The organism is Clostridium sp. MD294 (assembly GCF_000364165.2).
Classification (GTDB): Bacteria; Bacillota; Clostridia; order Lachnospirales; family Anaerotignaceae; genus Coprocola.
In genome coordinates, this window is the sequence record NZ_CP097810.1 from 2836504 (window position 1) to 2857739 (window position 21236).

Consider the following 21236-nt stretch of genomic DNA (forward strand, 5'->3'; position numbering starts at 1 on the left):
AAAAATATATTGTAAGTATTTATAGAGTTCCTACTGAATCTGTGAGAATAAAATATATTATTGCATATTTCCTACTTCTCAAATAGGAGATTGGATTGCAAAAGCAAGTATTTTGGTACCTGTCATATCTTCTTTATTTGTTGTATTTTTGTTTATTGTAGTTTATATGGTTACTCGTAGCATCACACAGCCAATTTATAAATTTTGTGAAGAAGTAGAACAAATTGGAAAATGAGGAAATTTTGGCATCGGACTTGCGATTGCACAATCTGATATTGAAAAAATAGGAGGAATATTAAAAGCAGAAAATAAACCAGAATGTGGAGCAAAATTTACTTTTTATTTAAAAAATATAGATAACTCAATAAAAACTCACTTATTTGCTTTTATAATATTAACTTTAATCAAACATTATTTTTACAGTAATGTTTTTAAATAAGGAACTTTGAGAAATAATTACTAGAGAATACATGAAACTTGTTAATATCACAGTAAAATATAAAAATAATTTACACAAGTCTGCATTAAATTTTTGAAATTTTTATTTTTTAATTTTGAGTGTCTATTAAAATAAAAAATGTTGTCTTAAAAAAATATTATAAGCATTCAATTTTTTTATCATTTTAAAACATATTTTCAAAAATATAATAAAAATTTTTAAAGCATTTTTTTGAAGAGAATAATCAATTAGTAAATAAATGGAAATACTAAAAATCTGTATACAAAAGAAGAGCAACAACGATTGCAAGCATGGAAAGGGATATCCCTTTCCATGCTTGTTGGTGTTCCCCCAAACCCCAAATGCAAATTTTTTGAAATTTGCAAAACGCCTTCGGCGTGGCTTTCCCTTTTTTTGGAATGTCGTTTTTATTGTACTATATATAATATTTACTATTAAAAATAAACTGATTTTAAACAAAATCTTTAATTAAAAAATTTCCTTTTAGCAGTTTAAAATAGAAAATTTCTTTTTTCTTTTTTATACTATAAACTAATATTACCATCAAAAAATAAAGCTATTTTTATGTAAATTTTGCAAAAAAAATTCTCTCTTAACAGCTCAAAAAAGAAGTTTATCTTATTTCCTTTTTGCTATTAAGAAAGAAAATTACCATAAAACATATACTCTGTATTAATAATATATACACACTACACACTATATACCCCCTATTATTTATAAAATAATATGAATACCTTATATTTGTTTTCAGAGCGTTGTAGATACAAGACTTCTGAAGGCTATTTTTATTTTATTGACTTTAATACTTCTGTTTATACTTATTTCTAAAAACGTTGTACATACAACATTTTTGGACGCCAGTAATATACATTTGTTTCAAATCACTGCTTTTTATGATTAAAAAGGCAATTCCTTTTGTCAACTAAAAAACAGAAACGTGACACGTTTCTGTTTTAAGTAAACAAGGAAAAACCCTACCATCGAAAACTGGAGTGAATCCCTTTTCTATCTAAATACTCTTGTCTAGCTTTTTCTTTTTCTTCTTCTGTTGGAGCAGTCTTATATCTTGTATACAAATTTCGGTTGACTATGCTGTCATATTTTTCCTTTAACATTTTTACAATTTTTTCCTTATCATTATGACATTCCAAAATATGGTATTTAATCAGTGATAGAAATAAATCCTCACTAATTTGTACTTGTTTCATATTTTACACCTCTATTTTTTAATTTTGTGACGATATTTTGTCTGTTGAATTTTAAAATATCGTCACACTTTTTTTCAAAATTTACATTCAAAAAACGCTGTAAAATCAAGGCTTTCTTGCAATTTCATTTTATCTTTTTTAGTTCTGTGACGATATTGACGATATTTTTATATACCTGCTATTTTTTAAATACCGTCACGCTCCTACTTTTTCAATTTTTAAATCAACTAATGTAAAATCCAATAAAATCAAGGCTTTTCATACATTTAGACCTATTTTTCAAGATGGTTGTGACGATATTCAAACAAAATATCGTCACACTTTTTATTTTTTTATCAATGTCAACTTGATTTGTCTGCCTGTCCTATTTCGGTTTGTTTCGTAATAAATGTTAAACTCCTCAAGCAATCGCTCTGTATTAACATTTAAACGTCTTGTCAAAGCGTTTGGTGATATTTCCTTTGGTAGCAGTGCAGCTAATTCTGAAGCAGTTCCAATCCAATCTGATTTATTTTTTATTACCATTTCGCCAACCATTTTTACAATTGGGTCAAGTGGTTCTTTACACAATTCTGTTTCCATTTTGATAAATTTCCACAAACATTTTTCTCTGTCAAACTCCAAATAAATTTTCTGGTCTTGTTGGTCACGTCCAACAATATCCAAAATTCCTTTATTATCAATCCTTTTTGTTTTTTGAAGTATGAACGCTCCATCGGCGGCACCTAGCAAACCATTTGTGCCAGAAATCATATCAAAGCAGTCTTCTGATTGCAGTTTTCTTGTGTGATGAACAATTAACATACAAATATTATGTTTTTCACTGAATTGTTTCAACTTCATTACAATATCGTAGTCATTGGAGTAGTTATATCTGTCGCCATTGATTTCTCTTACTTTCTGTAGTGTATCAATCATAATCAACTTTGTGTCAGGATGCTCTTTGACAAAATGAGTGAGTTGCTTCTCTAATCCTTCATTCAATGCTTTTGATTTTGTAGCAAAATGAAAATTTGGTGTGCTTTCCATTCCAAACATTCTTGACAGTCTTTTTTGTATTCTGCTAAAATCATCCTCTAATGCTAAGTACAAAACACTTCCTTGATTTACTTGATAATTCAGCCCATACTCACATGATAGCCTAGCTGTGCCATCAAAAACGACTTGCCAATTTTGGGAGCACCTACAAAAAGGTATGTACCATTATAAATCAATTTATCAACAACAGCAGCCTTTGGTGGATAAACTGTGTCATACAATTCTTCCATTGTAATCGTTTCCAACACCTCCAATTCAAATTTTTTTAAATTTTCTGTATTTTCTGTGGCTTGTAAATTGCTTTTTTTCTCTTTTTCTGCTATACTTTTGTTAATGATTTTTGATTGTTCCTTGTCTGTGCTACCAGATGTAATAGGAACAATCTTTTCTTTTTTACTCATTGGTTTTCCTCCTTCATTCCTTGTAAAATTTGATTAATAAATTGAATTGTTGATAATGTTACATCATCAATTTCATTTCCATTTGTTAATTTTTGCAGTTCTATACAAAGCAGTTGTATATAATTTTTTAGAGCCTTATAAACCCTTGTGTTGCCTACTACTACAACATCTTGACAAAGCAATCTCTTAATAATATAATCTTGTTTGGTTAAACCAGATAAAGCTACTAGGTTATCTAATAATGTTACTTCTTCCTTTGACATTCTGAATGAAACGGTTTTGTTTCGCCATCTGCCTTGTTTGTCTAAATTTTTCTCCAAAAACTTCACCCTCTTTCTGCATTTAATTTCTGTGCCATTTCTATCTGTTTTGTAGGAAATAAGTGAGCATATTGGTATGTAATATCAATGCTTTCATGTCCTACTCTGTCAGCAATTGCAACTGCTGAAAACCCTAAATCTATTAAATGTGAAATATGACTGTGTCTTAAACTGTGCAATTTAATATGTTTTACACCTTCTGTCTTTGCTCCTCTATCCATTTCATGATGGAGGTAGCTTTTTGTAACTGGAAAAATTCTGTCTGTGGATTTACAGCCATAAAGCAGTTTTAAATAGTCTTGCATTTCTTCAACCAAAAAATCAGGCATTTGTATTATACGATTGCTTTTTGCAGTCTTTGGTTCAGTAATAACATCTTCACATTGAAGCCTTTGATAAGATTTATTGATAGTCACTACACCTTTTTCAAAATCGAAATCGGCTGGTGTCAACGCAAGTAGTTCTCCCAAACGAATACCACACCAGTAAAGCATTTCAAAAGCATAAAAAGAAAGTGGTTTATCCATCATTGCTTCTGAAAATTTTAAATATTCCTCCTTTGTCCAAAATTCAATCTCTTTTGTCTGTGCCTTTCCCATATTCCCAGCCTTTGAAGCAGGATTGGATTTCAACTCATAATATCTTACTGCATGATTAAAAATAGCACTTAATTGATTATGCACTGTTTTTAAATATGTTTCTGAATAGGCATTACCCTTTTCATCTTTGTAAGCAAGCATTTTGTTCTGCCATGCAATTACATCAGCAGGACGGATTTCATTCATCTTTTTGTTGCCAAAAGCAGGAACTAACTTTGTTTGAATGATGTTTTCTTTTGTAAGCCATGTATTTAACTTCAATCTTGCCTTCATATCTTTACTGTAGATTTCAACAAAACTTTCAAAGCTCATATCAAGATTTGTTTCTTGTTTTTGTTTAAATTCTCTTTCCCATTCCAACGCTTCTCGTTTGGTTTGAAATCCTCTTTTTGTTTTTCCTTTGTTCTTACCTTGCCAATCACGATAATAGAAAAACACAAACCATTTTCCAGTCTTTTTATCTTTGTAAGCCGACATAACTTTCCTCCTTTCTCAGTCCATAAATTTTTTCTTCAAAAAATTGTCTGTTAACCTTTCCAGAAATTGTAATAAAGCCTCTGTTTTTTAATTCTTCATTCAGTTTTCGTATGAGTTTATAAGCGTATGGCTTTGATACACCCAATTCTGTCGCTATTTCTTCTGCTTTTATAAATAAATTTTTATTCATACTTATCAACCACCTTTTACTATTCGCTTATTTGTTAAAATTTCTATATCTATTATATATTATCTTTTTTGTTAATGCAAGTATTTATTTCACATATTTGTTAATTTTTTATTTACTATTTCCAAAATATCAGTTATAATAAATACAAAAATATTTGTAAAAGGTGGTTAATTCTATGACTGTTGGTGAAAAAATAAAGCGAATTCGTATTTTTAGGGGTATGACACAAAAAGAGCTAGGTATTGCAGTTGGTTTGACTGAAAACCGCATTGCTCAATATGAAACAAACTATCGAACTCCTAAAAAAGAACTTTTGAATCAAATTGCTGAAGCACTTCATGTAAATTCCTTAAATTTCTATGTAGAAGTTTCTGGAAGTGCAGAGGACATTATGCAAACCTTTTTCTGGATGGACGAGTTAAATCCCAATACAGTCAACCTATTTCAAATGACCGAAAACCCAGAACTCAGCACAGAAGTAGAATATAAAAATTCTGACGCTTGGACTACTCCTGCACCTGTAGGCATTTTTCTCAACTACAATTTAGTAAACCAATTTTTAGCAGAATGGCTCACTCGAAAAACAGAGCTGAAAAATGGACAAATTACTAAAAAGGAATATTTTGAATGGAAGTTAAACTTTCCTTATACTTGTGATGGTGGTGGAAAATTCACACCATCTGTACAATGGAGAAATTCCTAAAACAAAAATAGACCCTTTCGTTTTATACAAATCAACGAAAAGGTCTATATAAATTTTTAATATCAAAATAATATCAGAGAGGGTAAAACAGTTCAAAAAACGCTGTTATTTCAAGACTTTCTGAAGTTTTGGGTACTACTCCCACTCTCAAATTAAAATCTAGTTCTATACAGTTTTGTATGGGACATCTGGTTTTATTTGACTTCATTTGTTTTCTATTATTCTATATCTATGGTCTATTCCAAATAATGTTATCAAATTGTTATCAATCCAGTGTTATCACTCTATTTTTTTACTTCATATTCGCAAATCTATCCATCGCCTTTGAGAAACTTTTCATAGTTTCCTCTACATCGCCATTTTCCACACCTTTAGAAATACAATACTTCAAATGACTTTCTAAAATAGCCTGTCCTGTCTTATGCAAAGCAGATTTTGCTGCATTAATTTGTGACAAAACATCTTCACAAGGAATATCTTCCTCAATCATTCTATCAATCGCCTGTACCTGTCCTATTATTCTTTTCATTCTATGGTGCAATTTTTCGTTTTCATTTTCTATACATTTTTTCATAACATTCTCTCCACACTTTAATACAATAACAAGTATATGTATATAATAATGCCTAAATAACAAATTGTCAAGAGATTTTTAACAAAAAAATACAAGCAAACCAAAATTTTTGCTTGTACTTTTTTGAGGTAATCATTTTCAGCAACAATGATATTATATAATACATATCTTTTATTTTAATTTAAGGAAAAATTTCTTATTTTTATTCACTCAACATTCTATCAATTACAGTAATCAATTCTGCTCTTGTAATTTTATCATAGGGACGGAAACCATTTTCATCCCCTGTCATAATACCAAGTTTATTAGCAATATAGGTATATTCAGTCATACGAGCTACATTACCAGCAATTCCTCCTCCTGGCACACCAAGTCCCAAGTCATAAGCAGGGTCATTTGGAAATGTTTCTTCTACTGAATATTTAATATCTTGTATAGTAGATGGCAATTCTATTGTAATATTCTCTTTTTCCTTTTTGATTTCAACAAGTGCTTCTGCTACATGAACACGGATTGCATCAACTTCTGGTAAAAAACCAAAAGTAGTACCACTATGTTCTTGATTTTCTATATAAGGCATATTACTTGGATAATTTTCTGCCAATGGATAAACAGGAATATATTTTTCACTGCATTGTACATAAGGATAATACCATGAAGAACTATCCATATCATCATATTCTTCAAGAGATGTTTTTTCTTTCAATTCAAATGCCTCTGTCAATATTTTTGCAAGTTCTGCACGAGTAACTGGGTTGTCTGGCTTAAATGTACCATCAGCATAACCTGCTATCATACCTTTGTCTTTCCATTTGTTTATGGTACTTTCTGCCCAATGCCCGTTTATGTCGCTGAAGTTGGCACCAAAAACTGTTGTAATACTTGAAAATATCATTGTTGCTGCTATAAAGATTGAAATTAATTTTTTCATGGTATTATTCCTCCTTCAATTTTGTCAATTTTATAAAGTTGTATGTACTTTAAATAACTAGATGATACACTTTTCAGTATATCATCTTAATCAGCTATAAATTTTAATTATAATTTATAGATATTTTTTCATAATCATTTCCATAATTAAAATCTACTTTTGAAGGTTTACATTCAAATACATAATATGTATATGCCCCATATGTTGAAAATCTTCTAGCAGAACTTGATTCATAACTATATAACATAGCATCATTAAATGTAACATTTTTAAAATATGCACCACTAGTTAAATTTGTATCGTTGTTGTCTTTTTCTAAACAGGACATAGCCTGAAGAAATGTTAAAGGAGTACCACTAACACCTGATACAAGGTTTGATATAAGGTCATCATCAAGAACTTTATAGTATATACAGGTACCATTTACACCTATATACATTTCAACTTGACCTGGTTTAATTGTTGTACTTTTGTTAGAACCTACACTAAGTCTTATATTAACTGTCTTATTTTCGAGGGTCATTTTGTCATTACCATAGGAAGTTGCAGCTACTTTAGGAGATGCTTCAACATAAACAACTTTACTACCCTTAGGATAATAACATGCATACATTCCCTTATTTCTAAATGAAGAAGAAGGATTTGCTATAAGACCAAAATCAATTGCCTGACTATTGGACATTGCATTTACATAAGTATACATATTATTGCTTTGAGTTCCACATTTTAATTGTGTATTGTTAAAAGTTACATTTACAGAACACAAATAATTGCTTTGCCAAGAAAGAGAATATTTATATACATAAGAACCTGAAGTTGGTTCATATGATGTTTCAAAATCTTTCTCAGTAGGTTTGTAATTGGAATAGTATACGGTATAATTAGGTTTTTCCAATATAGAGTTTTTTGCAGTAGCTAACGGACTTTGTTCTTCTACATTTGGTGTAGGTATAATAGATGGCATGAAATGTTCATCTACTTTTAATGCAACTGAAAAATGAATATCATCTGGTGGCAAATCAGAAACTTTCAAAATTTCCATACCCAAAAACTTACCTTCTTTTAAACTCAAAAATACATCATTGGGTTCATTACTCTTTTTATTTTGCACTTTTGCTGCTGCTTCTTTATCGCCAGCATTTAGAACCAAAATTTCATTTTTTATTTCTGCTACATTAAAGCCTTGAATGATATTTTCCTCTCCATATTTTTGAAAATATTCGGAAATGCTGATATAATTAGGATTTCCTGATTTCATTTGACCGATAACAGGAGTCATGTCTACTTTTTCTAAGGCTAAAACTGATGTATTTATCATGTTAATATTTTCCATATTTATACTTCCTTTCTTGCAAAACAACACAAATATCTATTTTTTTATATGTATATAAACTTTATAGAAGGCTTAGCGTGTCGACTTTATCGACACGCTAAGTCGAAAACAGGTTTTCGACTTATTAATCAATAATTTGTTTTATCAATTTAAAAGTCTTGAAGCTCTCCAAAGTTTTTAGTTTAGATATTAAATTACATATTTTCGTCATTGATTTCAGAATTTATTTCAAATTTTTGCCCTGCCACTTCTATTGCTTCTATGTTTTTCAAAGGAATTGTTTTAGAAAATAAGATATAAGTAACTGCTTCATTTGTTTCCTTATTATAGGAAACAGATTTATCTTTACAATCATTCCACAAATTATAAACCTTTCCATTTTTTACATGAATAACAATATCTTTTACACCTGAAAAAGAAACATCTTCTGCTTTCTGATAGTTTTGAAAAATAGCAACTGCTCCAGAAGAAAATACTGCTTTTTTAATAAAAACTTCAATTGGAACATCTTCTCCAGTGAAATCAGATTTTCCAGATAATGTATAATTTTGTTCAATTGCTACTTCAATAGAAGGCTCATATTGTGTAGTTGTTTTATTTTTTTGTATGATTGCTACAGAACATAATAATAATACAATCACTACAATAATAGGTGCTACTTTTTTTATTTTCATTACAATTCCTCCATATAAAAGCATATATATTTTGAATTCGGAAATCGAAACAACTGATTTTTTTCAAAAATTTTAATCATCTACTTCAACTCTATAAGTTCCAGCTATTGCTCTTGATGGCATTTTATTTGTAAGTTTGAAGTAGAAATCTTCACCAGAATATACCCACGCATACTTAGTAACACTATCTGCGTGATTAAAATAGTATGTCTTATTTGCCATAGACTGGTCGTTTCTAGCATCCATCCAACTTACCATAATATCTTGTTCTGCATTAGCCGAAACTGTAACAGCAATAGAGTGGTCTAAATCTCCAGACTTACCAACATTAAAGTATCTATCAGAATAAACATAATTACTTATGTTATATTTTCCGCTATATGGTAGTGAACCTTTGCTAGTTGGAATATTCATGCCTCTTGCTGTATCTGATAAACAATCTACATCCACTGTTTCATCAATTCCTAAATAACAAAGTTCATAGTCATCAGTAACTTCATATTTTTTGTTGCCAATAAGAAATTGCGTTCCTGGTGTTTCTCCATGAGCTTCCATATAATCAATACGTTCTTCTTCACTTAAAGGAGTATCCATACTTCTACTATCTTCAGATGATATGTTATATATCTCATAAGGGACAATTTCACCTTTTGGTTCAGAACTGCTTAATTCATTTGCGTATGCAGATGTTGAAAATCCCATTAAAAGCATTGTTGCAACGATTAACAATTTTTTCATACTAAATTCCTCCTAAACTATTTACAAAATACTATCCTTTTTGGTATACTAAATGTAAATATCTTATAAAAAATAGAATTTTTACTGTGTGTCCGCACGAGCAATTTCTTTTTTTGTAAGATATTTTTTATATATTTATCCTCCTCTCCAACGCATTACAATACTCTCCTTTCTTTTTTTATTTATAATATCAGCCCAAAGACTGTATTATTTATCCTCAGAGCGAAACAGTTCTTTCAATTCTTCTGCTTCTTCACGAGTTAGTTTTTGCCCTCCAGTAAAAGCAGATACAAAATTGAATATAGAATTATTAAAAGATGTTTTTACTAATTTTCTTGTCCATTTCTGCACTACTTCTTCTTTGGTACAAGTAGCGTAATAAATATAGTTTTTACCACTATCATCTACCTCAATTAAACCCATTTTTTGAAGGTTTGTCAAATAAGTGCTTAATGTCTGTTTTTTCCACTTTTTGTCAAGTGTACCATTCATATATTCTGATAATTCTCTATAAGAAAATCTTTTATTTTCTTCCCAAAATTTTTCCATAATCTGCATTTCTGTATTGGTCAAACCGTAATTTTTTTTCATAAGCAAATGCTCCTTTTCTCTTTAGTGAGGGCATTTTTTATAAGATGTTTCTCCAACTAATTCTTCATTAATTCTATCACCACATTTTGTACATTTATCAGCTTCATATAGGTACATTGTACAACTACCATCAGAATGACGTTCATGGTCTCCAAATGTACAAGATACATAGTTGTGCTTACATAATGCCCTTTCTTCATTTCCTATTTCGTAAGTATTTCCTTCATTATCTACAATTACTTTATCATTCCATGAATTAAATGTTATAAGTTCCTCTGTCAAAAATTCTACCATCTCTCCTTTTGGTTCTGGAAGTGTAGTTTCAACTGGTGCTTCATAAGCAAATACTGTACTTATACTCAAACAGCACATTACAAATGCTGTTACAATTGGTAAAACTCCCTTTTTTCTATTTCCTTTTTTCAAGTTTAATACCCTCCTTTTCATCATAGAAGAATGTTCACTAATTAATCCCGTATAAAACAACTTCTTACTTTTTACATAATCGTAGGCAGATAAATCCACCATATAAAAACAATACTTTTCTATCATATCATCATCATAATTTTTTACTGTTTCACTGTCGCAATATATTTCACTCATGCTCCATATTTCAAAATACAGAAAAATACAAATCGGATTAAACCAATGAAGTGCTACAACCGCAATCGCAATAAATTTTACAATAAAGTCTTTATTTCTAATATGTGTCAATTCATGTCTTATGATAAAATCTAATTGTTCCGCAGTATAGTCTGTGTTGTATGGAAGCACTATCATAGGAGAAAACAATCCTGTTGTAAAAGGGCTGTCACAATTTTCAGTATAGATTAATTGTACACTTTCTTTTATATTCAACTCCTTTTTTATTTTTTTGAAAATTGCTGTTGCCTCTTTTTTCTCTTTACATATTGTACTTTTTACGAGTTTCTTTCTTGCTATAAAATATCTTGCAACCTGTACTATAATGATGATAACTGCTGTGACTCCTGAAAATATCACAATTCCCCAAGCGTATTTTACAACATCGGACAGTATCCATTTATCAGAACCTATATGAATGGTATTTCTGATAAATTTCATATTGCCAACAATATTTTGATTGCTCCACCAGTGATAAGGAATAGGAATATGTAATGCTTGTAATATATCCTGCATATAATACCGAAACTCTGGAAAGGGGAATACATAAAAAAGCAAACATACTTTTAATAAATTGTATCGCCATTTTGCAGTAAAATGTGCCTGTGTGTATAGGGAAGTCACAATGTACAATACAAATAAAACAGTTCCAGAGAATGACATGATAAAAAGTATGTTGCTCTGAAATGAAATCATTCTTTCCTCTCCCTTTAGAACTATTTTATTATAGGTCTAATAATATATTACTTGGCACATTTTGTCAATACAAAAAAATAAAAATTATGACTAAATTCTGCTTTATTTTTATAGTTATGATAAACAAATTTTTCTTTATTTTCTAATTTTTTAGTTTAAAGTGATTTCATAATAAAACTGCATACTCACAAAAAATTTATTTTAAAAATAAAAATTGCTATTAAAATTTTTTGTAATTTTAAAATCTATTTTTAATAAAATAACAAAAATTTCTTAAACTATTTTTTCAAATAAATAAGTAGATTGGAAATAATTAGAATTCATAAAAATTTGTATACAAAGTCATTTTTGCACCAAGTGCAAGCAGGGGAAAGGGATATCCCTTTCCACGCTTGTTGGGGCGACCCCAAACCCCAAATGCAAATTTTTTTGAAATTTGCAAAACGCCTTCGGCGTGGCTTTTCCTTTTTTTGGAATGTCGTTTTTATTGTACTGTATATAAAAATTACTATTGAAAGTAAAACCATTTTTGATAAAATTCTTATCATAAAAATTTCTTATATTCTTAAAATTTTACAAAAAAAATTCCCTCTTAGTAGCCTAAAATACAAAATTTCTTTGTTCCTTTTTATATACTATCAATAATAATTACTATTAAAAAATAAAACTATTTTCATGTAAATTTTGCAAAAAAATCTTCCCATTAAAAATTTAAAATAGAAAATTTCTTTGCTTTATTTTTAATACTATAAATAAATATTACTATTTTTAAATAAAACTATCTTCATGTAAATTTTACAAAAAAAAATTCTCCCTTAGCAGACTAAAAAAGAAGTTTGTTCTATTTCTTTTTTGCCATTAAGAAAGAATATCTATAAAAAATGCTATATGCCCTATTTGCGTTGTAGCTACAACACTTTTGAAGGTTATTTTTATTTTATTGACTTTATATACTTTCATTTCAATTCATTTCTAAAAACGTTGTACATACAACATTTCCAAATATCAGTATATACATCTATTACAAATTACTGTTTTTTGTACCTGAAAAGGCAATTTCCTCTTGTCAACTAAAAAACAGAAACGTGTCACGTTTCTGTCATTAGTAATCAAAGGAAAAACCCTACCAACGAAAGCTAGAATGTATTCCTTTTCTGTCTAAATACTCTTGTCTAGCCTTTTCTTTTTCTTCTTCTGTTGGGGCAGTTTTATATTTTGTATATAGATTTCTATTGATGATGCTATCAAATTTTTGCTGTAATTCTTTTGCAATTTTTTCTTCCTCATTGTAACATTCAAAAATATGGTATTGTATCAGTAATAGAAATAAATCTTCACTAATCTGCACTTGTTTCATACTGTTATCCCCTTTTTGCATTTTGCGTCAGTTGCGTCGATATTTTTAATATATCTCCGTTGTGTAAAATATCGACGCATATCGACGCACTTTTTACTTTTTTATTCAAATTTATATGCTTCTATAAAAATTTTTAATTGCCTGTTTTCCTTGATTTTATCGCATTTTTTGGCATTTCCTTTTTTCATGTTTTTCGCTTTGCGTCAGTTGCGTCGATATTTTTGATATATCCTCTGTTGTGTAAAATATCGACGCATATCGACGCACTTTTTACTTTTTTATCTAAATTTATATGTCTTTATAAAAATTTTTGATTGCCTGTTTTCCTTGATTTTATCGCATTTTCTGGCATTTCTTTTTTTCATGTTTTTCGCTTTGCGTCAGTTGCGTCGATATTTTTGATATATCCTCTGTTGTGTAAAATATCGACGCATATCGACGCATTTTTTTATTTTTTTCCATCTGCTACACGTTTCAGGCAAATTTTTCTCTCATGCCCACGTTTATTTTCATACTGAATACCATATTCTTGTAAAAGTCGGCTGTTCAACACATTTAATTTTCTAGTAACCACATTTGCTTGTATTTGCATATCTGGTAGTTTTTCAACCAGTTCTGTTGCTGTTCCTTGCCATTCTGGACTTTCTTTTGTTAATAATAAATTGATAGCCTCTAAAAGCGGATTGATTGGCTCTTTCCATAATTCTGTTTCTGCCCTTTTGAAATTCCAAACACAATGTTCTCTGTCAAATTCAATCGTCAATTTCTGGTCTGCTTGGTCACGTCCTGCAATATCCAACACAGCAATATTGTCTGTACGTTTTTTCTTTTGCATGATGAAGGCACCGTCCGCTGCTCCAAGTAAACCATTCGTTCCAGAAATCATTTCAAAACTGTCTTCTGACTGCAACTTTCTCGTGTGATGCACTACCAAAACGCAAACATTATGTTTGTCACTAAACTGTTTTAACTTTGTCACAATATCATAATCGCTAGAGTAGCTATATCTATCTCCTCCAACTTCTCTTATTTTTTGAAGTGTATCAATCATAATCAACTTTGTGTCAGCGTGTTCCTTCATAAATTTGCTAAGCTGTTCTTCCAAACCTTCGTTCAAAGATTTTGACATTGTAGCAAAATAAAAGTTACTTGTGCTTTCCATACCAAACATTTTTGAAAGTCGTTTTTGCAGTCTGCTGAAATCATCTTCCAATGCTAAATATAATACACTGCCTTGATTAACTTTGTAATCCCATAGTGAAATACCCATGCTGACATGATAACCTAACTGTGCCATAAAAAATGATTTTCCTACCTTCGGAGCACCAACAAAAAGGTATGTGCCATTATAAATCAGCCCATCCACAATAGGGACTTTTGGCGGAAAAGCTGTATCATATAATTCTTCCATTGTAATCGTATACAACACCCCCTGCTCAAAATTTTTTGTATTTTGTTCATTGCTTTTTTGCTGTTTTTCTGTTACAATAATATTAGTTTTTAGTGATTGTCCTTTGTCTGTTGCACCAGATGTAATAGGGACAATCTTTTTTTCTTTACTCATTGGTTTTCCTCCTTTTTCTTTTGGTATTTGAAATAGCGAAAGTCTTTTACTTACCATTTCTCATACCCTGTATTGTGATAGTAATTAAATTGATAGTATCCAATAAATCTTGAGATACTTTGTTACCTGCTTCAATACGATTCAGTTCATTCAATACATTTGCTAACTCATTTTTGAGTGCCTTATACACTTTTGGATTTCCTATTACTTCAATTTTTCTTTTCTGCAAACAACATATAATAAAATCCTGTTTGCTCATACCTGACAACTTGACTGCTGTTTCAATTTGCTTATTTTCTTCTGGGGAAACTCTAAAAGATACTGTTTTATTTCTCCATCGTCCTTGTTGGTCTAATTTTTTTATTGACATAATAACACTCCTTTTGTAAAATTTATATCTCATCACTTGTTCTTTCAAAATCAAGACGGTCTGCCATTTCTGACTGCCTTGAGGGAAATAAGTGAGCATATCTATATGTAATTTTTTCGCTTTCATGTCCAACTCTATCTCCTATTGCAAGAGCCGTAAACCCCATGTCTATTAGCAAACTGACATGACTATGCCTGAGGGAATGAATAGGTATTCTCTTTACTCCAGCAGCTTTAGAACCTCTATCCATTTCATGATGTAAATAATGTTTCGTGACTGGAAAAATCCTGTCATTTGCCTTTAAACTGTAAAATAATTTAAAACAGTCTTTCATCTCATCTGCTAAAAATTGTGGTATTTTAATTAATCTGTTGCTCTTTTTTGTTTTCGGAACAGTCACAACATCTTTTCCTTTTAGCCTTTGATAAGATTTGTTAATTGTCACTGTTCTGTTTTCAAAATCAAAGTCGGTAGGCGTTAAAGCAAGCAGTTCTCCCTCTCGAATGCCACACCAATACAACATTTCAAAAGCGTAAAATGAAAGTGGCTTATCCATCATCACATCGGCAAATTTTAGATACTCCTCTTTTGTCCAGAATAACATTTCCTTGCTTTCCTCCATGCCCATCGTACCTGCTTTCCTTGCTGGATTGACTGTTAAATCGTAATAGCGGATAGCATGGTTAAATATAGAACTTAACTGTGCATGAATCGTTTTTAAATAAGTAGGAGAAATTTCCTTTCCTGTTTTTCCTTTTTGACTTCGCATTTCATTCTGCCAGTCAATAACATCTTTTGCTGTAATTTCTGACAGTTTGCGTTGTCCCAAGTAGGGCAATATCTTACTTTGTATAATACTTTCTTTTGTTAGCCAAGTATTCTCCTTCAAACGAGGACGAATATCCTTTTCATACAGTTTGCAAAAACTTTCTAACGTCATATTCACATCAGCCTTCTTTTGTAGCTGAAACTGACGCTCCCAATTTTGAGCTTCTTGTTTGGTAGTAAAACCTCTTTGACACTTTTGCTTACGTTCGCCTTTCCAGTCATTGTAGCGAACCATAACATACCAAGTATTATTTTTTTCATTTTTATAAACTGACATTTAATCCCTCCTTTTTTGTGTCCCATAAAAATGTTCATAGAAAAATTGACGGTCAATACGCCCAGCCATTACAAAACAGCCTTTCTTTTCCAGTTCCTTGTTTAGCTTGCGTATTAGCTTATAAGCATAAGACTCTGAAACATCTAATACTTTCATTACATCGGATACTTTTAAAAACATTTTTTCCATTATCATCATTCCTTTCACTACTATTCACTATACTAATTTGTATAATGATATGATACTATACTTTTTTGTATTTGTAAAGTAATTTTCAAAAATTTCTATACTTTTTTGTATTATTTTTTTTATTGATTATTGCCACACTTTTATGTTATACTGAATTATCAACATTTGTTAGGAGATAGAATTATGGCAATAGGAGAAAGAATACACCATTTTAGATTATTACATGGCTTTACACAAAAATATTTAGGCAAACTATTAGGATTTAACGATATGCAGGCAGATGTCCGCATTGCTCAATATGAAAAAGGTGTTCGCAGTCCCAAAGAAAAATATTTGAACGCATTAGCAGAAGTTTTTGAGGTATCCCCTCAGGCACTTGCTGTTCCTGATATTGACAGCTACATCGGACTTCTGCACACACTTTTTGCAATGGAAGACATTTACGGTCTGTACGCTGATGAAATCAATGGAGAACTTTGTATTCGCCTTGATAAAAACAAAGGGACAACCTACCTTTCCATGTTTGACATGATTTCTGCTTGGCAATCTCAAAGGGCAAAATTAGCTTCTGGTGAAATCACAAAAGAGCAGTACGACCAATGGCGATACAACTATCCTAATATGGGAAAAAATAACAAATAACTTTTGACAACAAAAAAAGTCTTACCAAATTAATTCATTTATTTGGTAAGACCACTTATTCTTTTTTATAGGCACTCGACAGCCACTTGCTTGCTGATGAGTAAATGCCTTTTTACAAATGTTATCAAATTGTTATCAAACGCCCTTTTAAAATTTCTGAAACCCGCTGTTTATGTAGGTTTCAAAAAAATTTTAATTATTCCCACTCAATTGTTGCTGGGGGTTTACTTGTAATATCATAAACAATACGATTTACGTGTTTGACTTCATTTACAATTCTACTAGAAACTTTATCCAAAACATCATAAGGTATTCTAGCCCAATCAGCAGTCATAAAATCTGTTGTTGTAACACCACGTAAAGCAATAGTATAATCATATGTTCTAAAATCGCCCATAACTCCTACACTTCTAATATCTGTAATCACAGCAAAATATTGATTAATACTACGTTCTAATGCTGCATTTGCAATTTCCTCTCTAAAAATAGCATCAGCCTCTCTCAATATTTCAAGTTTTTGTTCTGTCACCTCACCAATGACACGAATACCAAGACCTGGACCTGGAAAAGGTTGTCGCCATACAAGCGTATCAGGCAATCCTAATTCTATACCCATTTGACGAACTTCATCTTTAAAAAGTAATCTTAAAGGTTCAATTAACTCTTCAAAATCTACAACGTCAGGTAGTCCTCCAACATTATGATGAGATTTAATTACAGCACTATCCCCTAAACCACTTTCAATTACATCAGGATATATAGTACCTTGCACAAGATAATCTACTTTACCAATTTTTTTAGCTTCATCTTCAAATACTCTAATAAATTCTTCTCCTATTATTTTACGTTTTGTTTCTGGTTCTGTCACGCCTTTTAATTTATGTAAAAATCTTTGTTGAGCATTTGCACGAATAAAATGAGAATGAAATAAGTTACTAAAAACAGCCTCTACTTCATCACCTTCATTTTTTCTCATAAGACCATTATCTACAAAAACACAAGTTAACTGCTTTCCTACCGCTTTTGAAACAAGTGCTGCAACAACGCTAGAGTCCACTCCTCCAGAAAGAGCACAAAGCACTTTTCCCTCTCCAACTAAATTACGAATAGATTTTATTTGGTCTTCAATATAATTTGTCATAGTCCACTGTCCAGTGCAACCACATATTTCATATAAGAAATTATAAATCATTTGAGAACCTTTTGGAGTGTGATTTACTTCTGGGTGAAACTGTACAGCGTAAAATCTTTTTTGCTCACATTCTATAGCAGCAGAAGGACAAGTAGCTGTTTTTCCAATTATTTTAAATCCTTCTGGCAATTCAGTAACATAATCTGTATGGCTCATCCAACAAATTTCATTTTCATTAATTCCTTTTAGTAATTTACTAGAAGTATCAAAAGTTACTTCTGCTTTACCATATTCACTTTTTGCACCAGCATTTCCAACTTTTCCACCTAATGTATAGGCCATAAGCTGACAACCATAACAAATACCTAATACAGGAATACCTAGCTGAAATAGTTCTTCAGAACAGCGAGGAGCATTTTGTTCATACACGCTATTAGGACCACCTGTAAATATAATTCCCTTTGGATTTTTTGATTTAATTTCTTCTATAGATTTATTCCAAGGCACAACTTCACAATATACATGATGTTCTCTGACGCGTCTAGCAATCAACTGATTATACTGACCGCCAAAATCCAATACTATAATTAATTCTTGGTTCATTTTCGTCCTCCATTTTTTATACATCTACTCTTTTTAAAAGGAAAAATGCCGTAAACGGTATTACGGCAAATTATTATTAATATCATACCACAGCAAACAAATTTATACAATATAAAAGAAAAAATATCATCAATTTTACTATAATTTACTGCAACATAAATAGTAAAAACCCCCCTTCTCTATGTGATATAGAGAAGGAGGTTTTTTTTAATTTCCTTTACTACTTAATGGATTACTTCTTTCTTGCCAAAAAATATTATTATCTGGTTCTGCTTTTCCAGTTTCTAAATCATATTGAGAATTTTGACGAATTTGATATAAATCACTTCCTGAAACATCACTATTATATTGTGCTTGTCTTTTATATTTATTCTTTTTTGCCATTGTCATCACCTCAACAATAGTATTTGTTTGTTTTGCAATATTATTCTGTTGCTTCATGGAAATGTTTTGCTTTTCTATTTTCATTTATCACTACTTGTGCAATATTCATAGCATGATCAGAAATACGTTCCAAATTGGTCAGTGTATCTAAATATCTTACTCCTGAACGAACATTACACAAATTATTTGCTAATCGATTAATATGACCCGCTCTTAGCTTATCCTCCATATCATCTACAACATCTTCTACTCTTACTGTTTCATAAGCATAAGTTGTGTCAGAATATTCCAACGCTTTTAAAGCACTATCATAACTTTTTTTGGTTGTTTCTATCATCTGAAGTAATTCTTCTACTGCTGAGTCAGAAAAAAATACTTTATCTCTTTCTAATGCTTCTGCACAAGCAGCTAAATTTTTACAGTGGTCGCCTACTCTTTCCATATCTGTGATAACAGCTAATAATGATGTTACAGTAGAATTTTCTGACTGATTAATGTGTGTATTACAAATTTTTACAAGATAATCAGAAATACTATTGCAAAGATTATTAATTGTTACTTCTCTTTTTCGTACTTTTTCTATTTGTTCATGATCACGTTCCAATAGTGCTTTTAGAGAAGTATCAATGTTTTTTTCTACAATATATCCCATGCGAACTACTTCTAATACTGCACTTTGTACTGCAAAACTTGGTGTTTCTAATAAACGGTCGTCTAAGTGTACTAATTTACTTTCGTCTGCTTCTACTTCTTCATTTTCTACATGGTTTAATTTTTTCGCTATGCTAATAATATAACCAGAAAATGGGAATAAAAGTGCAGTTGTTGCAATATTAAATATAGTATGCACTATACTGATTTCCGTTTGTGAAATAGGGCCTAATCCCATTTGAGGATTTATTATTTTAAAATACAGTATACTCAAAGCACTAAACAAAAATGTACCTGTTATATTAAACAATAAGTGCATATAAGAAGCACATTTTGCATTTTTACTAGCACCAATACCAGAAAGCATAGCTGTAATACAAGTACCAATATTTTGTCCCATAATGATATATACCGCAGCATTAAATGGTACTAATCCAGATGCTGCTAATGTTTGCAATATACCTACTGATGCAGAAGAACTTTGTATAATTGCTGTTACTACAGCACCTGCTAAAACACCCAAAAGCGGACTATCTCCTAATGTAACAAAAAGTGTTTTAAATACTTCTGACTCTCTCAAAGGATATACTGCATTAGACATCATTTCAATTCCTATAAACAATACACCAAATCCAATTATAATAGATGATATTTCTTTATGTGCCATTTTTTTTGCAGTAATCATAATGATTACACCAACCATAACAACTACTGGTGCAATTACTGCTGGGCTTAAAAATTTTGCCCACTCCACACTGGAAACGAGCCAACCTGTTACAGTAGTACCAATATTTGCACCCATAATTACACTCATAGATTGCGTTAAGTCCATCAATCCTGCATTGACAAAACCAACTACCATTACTGTAGTTGCAGAAGAACTTTGTATAATTGCTGTTACCATTGTACCAAGTAAAATACCCATCACTTTGTTTTGCGTCAATGCTTTCAAAAGCTGTTTCATTTTAGAACCAGCAGCATTTTGCAAACCTTGTGCCATAATTTGCATACCATAAATAAATAGTGCCAAACCACCTACAAATGAAATGATAATGTCTACGTAATTCATATGTTCCTCCTTTACTTGTAAAAATCCCCACCTTTTTCCTTTTCCTTGCTATAAAAATACCTTGAAACAAATTCAATGTATCATTTCTATTTCTAAAATTCAACAGTATTAACATAGATTTAACAGAATATAACAAAAATTATAACATATTAATATTTTTTTTTGGTATCATTTTATTTATATTGTACAAAATCTCTTTTTTTATTTCAAAAAAAAGAAGTCTTTTTTCAAAGACCTCTTTTTTCATTAAAATCTTTTAAATTTACATTTTCATGCTATTATCTGCTACAATTTGCAGACGTGCTGGCTTTCCATTCCAAGTAATTAATTTTTCTTTTATTAAAAACTCAACATTTTTTTCTTTTTTAATTTTTGTACGAAATGTTCCCTGTTCTAAACAGTCTTTTTTGCAGTCAGAACAGCCTTCTTCTCCTCTTTGAAATACTTCATAACATTTTTTTCCTGTATAATCATATACACCTGTTAATTTTTTTCCTAATTTATTGATGTAATATAATTCATATGTTTCCACATCACATACATATATAATATCATCTAATTCATCTAACAAATTTAAATAATTTTGGCTATTTTT

The 21236-nt window shown here is 30.5% G+C and carries 24 protein-coding genes; 2 read left to right on the plus strand and 22 right to left on the minus strand.

The window, feature by feature from the left end; genetic code table 11:
- Positions 1-1434: 1434 nt before the first annotated feature.
- The 6 genes from C820_RS14100 to C820_RS14120 form a co-directional block, all read right to left on the minus strand.
- Positions 1435-1668, minus strand: coding sequence for a hypothetical protein (locus C820_RS14100; RefSeq protein WP_004036595.1), 234 nt, complete (start codon positions 1666-1668; stop codon positions 1435-1437).
- A 324-nt stretch (positions 1669-1992) separates the two neighbouring features.
- Positions 1993-2760, minus strand: a complete 768-nt coding sequence (locus tag C820_RS14105; RefSeq protein WP_004036592.1) for an AAA family ATPase — start codon at positions 2758-2760, stop codon at positions 1993-1995.
- Between the two features lie 26 nt (positions 2761-2786).
- Entirely contained in the window at positions 2787-3107 is a 321-nt protein-coding gene (locus tag C820_RS14635; RefSeq protein WP_004036591.1) for a hypothetical protein, read from the minus strand.
- Positions 3104-3427: a plasmid mobilization protein gene (locus C820_RS14110; protein WP_004036589.1), complete on the minus strand. Its 324-nt coding sequence runs from the start codon at positions 3425-3427 to the stop codon at positions 3104-3106. Before C820_RS14110 ends, C820_RS14635 begins: the two co-directional genes overlap by 4 nt.
- Before the next feature lie 5 nt (positions 3428-3432).
- The gene (locus C820_RS14115; RefSeq protein WP_004036587.1) at positions 3433-4503 is read right to left on the minus strand and encodes a site-specific integrase; all 1071 of its coding nucleotides are present in this window, start codon (positions 4501-4503) and stop codon (positions 3433-3435) included.
- Positions 4484-4693 (minus strand): hypothetical protein, encoded by a 210-nt coding sequence (locus C820_RS14120; RefSeq protein ID WP_004036586.1) that lies wholly within the window; start codon positions 4691-4693, stop codon positions 4484-4486. The genes C820_RS14115 and C820_RS14120 overlap by 20 nt, the downstream gene beginning before the upstream one ends.
- A 175-nt stretch (positions 4694-4868) precedes the next feature.
- Between C820_RS14120 and C820_RS14125 the strand changes: the two genes are divergently transcribed.
- On the plus strand, positions 4869-5396 hold the full coding sequence (locus C820_RS14125) for a helix-turn-helix domain-containing protein (protein ID WP_004036584.1): 528 nt from the start codon (positions 4869-4871) through the stop codon (positions 5394-5396).
- A 292-nt stretch (positions 5397-5688) separates the two neighbouring features.
- On the opposite strand, the gene C820_RS14130 is transcribed toward C820_RS14125, so the two are convergent.
- From C820_RS14130 to C820_RS14185, 12 genes are all read right to left on the minus strand, one after another.
- The gene (locus C820_RS14130; RefSeq protein ID WP_004036582.1) at positions 5689-5970 is read right to left on the minus strand and encodes a metal-sensing transcriptional repressor; all 282 of its coding nucleotides are present in this window, start codon (positions 5968-5970) and stop codon (positions 5689-5691) included.
- 202 nt (positions 5971-6172) lie between these two features.
- Positions 6173-6901, minus strand: coding sequence for an S-layer homology domain-containing protein (locus C820_RS14135; RefSeq protein WP_004036581.1), 729 nt, complete (start codon positions 6899-6901; stop codon positions 6173-6175).
- Positions 6902-7004: 103 nt separating this feature from the next.
- The gene (locus C820_RS14140; protein WP_004036579.1) at positions 7005-8234 is read right to left on the minus strand and encodes a hypothetical protein; all 1230 of its coding nucleotides are present in this window, start codon (positions 8232-8234) and stop codon (positions 7005-7007) included.
- Positions 8235-8428: 194 nt separating this feature from the next.
- Positions 8429-8908, minus strand: a complete 480-nt coding sequence (locus tag C820_RS14145) for a hypothetical protein (RefSeq protein ID WP_004036577.1) — start codon at positions 8906-8908, stop codon at positions 8429-8431.
- Positions 8909-8980: 72 nt separating this feature from the next.
- Complete coding sequence (locus C820_RS14150; protein ID WP_004036575.1) at positions 8981-9646, minus strand: hypothetical protein; 666 nt, start codon at positions 9644-9646, stop codon at positions 8981-8983.
- Positions 9647-9853: 207 nt separating this feature from the next.
- Positions 9854-10237: a BlaI/MecI/CopY family transcriptional regulator gene (locus tag C820_RS14155; RefSeq protein WP_004036574.1), complete on the minus strand. Its 384-nt coding sequence runs from the start codon at positions 10235-10237 to the stop codon at positions 9854-9856.
- 21 nt (positions 10238-10258) lie between these two features.
- Positions 10259-11575 (minus strand): M56 family metallopeptidase, encoded by a 1317-nt coding sequence (locus C820_RS14160; protein ID WP_004036573.1) that lies wholly within the window; start codon positions 11573-11575, stop codon positions 10259-10261.
- 1123 nt (positions 11576-12698) lie between these two features.
- Positions 12699-12932 (minus strand): hypothetical protein, encoded by a 234-nt coding sequence (locus C820_RS14165; protein WP_004036572.1) that lies wholly within the window; start codon positions 12930-12932, stop codon positions 12699-12701.
- 448 nt (positions 12933-13380) lie between these two features.
- Positions 13381-14496, minus strand: a complete 1116-nt coding sequence (locus tag C820_RS14170) for an AAA family ATPase (protein ID WP_035296589.1) — start codon at positions 14494-14496, stop codon at positions 13381-13383.
- A gap of 46 nt (positions 14497-14542) precedes the next feature.
- The gene (locus tag C820_RS14175; protein ID WP_004036570.1) at positions 14543-14866 is read right to left on the minus strand and encodes a plasmid mobilization protein; all 324 of its coding nucleotides are present in this window, start codon (positions 14864-14866) and stop codon (positions 14543-14545) included.
- 22 nt (positions 14867-14888) lie between these two features.
- A complete protein-coding gene (locus C820_RS14180; RefSeq protein WP_162213069.1) occupies positions 14889-15971 on the minus strand; it encodes a site-specific integrase in 1083 nt (360 codons plus the stop codon).
- Complete coding sequence (locus tag C820_RS14185) at positions 15972-16160, minus strand: hypothetical protein (protein ID WP_004036566.1); 189 nt, start codon at positions 16158-16160, stop codon at positions 15972-15974.
- Positions 16161-16343: 183 nt separating this feature from the next.
- On the opposite strand from C820_RS14185, the gene C820_RS14190 reads away from it, so the two are divergent.
- Positions 16344-16802, plus strand: a complete 459-nt coding sequence (locus C820_RS14190; RefSeq protein WP_004036563.1) for a helix-turn-helix domain-containing protein — start codon at positions 16344-16346, stop codon at positions 16800-16802.
- Positions 16803-16998: 196 nt separating this feature from the next.
- Here C820_RS14190 and guaA read toward each other — a convergent pair whose 3' ends face one another.
- The 4 genes from guaA to C820_RS14210 all read right to left on the minus strand — a co-directional run bounded on the left by guaA (position 16999) and on the right by C820_RS14210 (position 21212).
- A complete protein-coding gene (guaA, locus tag C820_RS14195; RefSeq protein WP_004036558.1) occupies positions 16999-18537 on the minus strand; it encodes a glutamine-hydrolyzing GMP synthase in 1539 nt (512 codons plus the stop codon).
- Between the two features lie 207 nt (positions 18538-18744).
- Positions 18745-18978: a hypothetical protein gene (locus tag C820_RS14200; protein WP_156801422.1), complete on the minus strand. Its 234-nt coding sequence runs from the start codon at positions 18976-18978 to the stop codon at positions 18745-18747.
- Positions 18962-20641, minus strand: coding sequence for a Na/Pi cotransporter family protein (locus C820_RS14205; protein ID WP_004036555.1), 1680 nt, complete (start codon positions 20639-20641; stop codon positions 18962-18964). The genes C820_RS14200 and C820_RS14205 overlap by 17 nt, the downstream gene beginning before the upstream one ends.
- A 262-nt stretch (positions 20642-20903) precedes the next feature.
- Positions 20904-21212 (minus strand): hypothetical protein, encoded by a 309-nt coding sequence (locus C820_RS14210; protein ID WP_004036553.1) that lies wholly within the window; start codon positions 21210-21212, stop codon positions 20904-20906.
- Between the last annotated feature and the right edge of the window lie 24 nt (positions 21213-21236).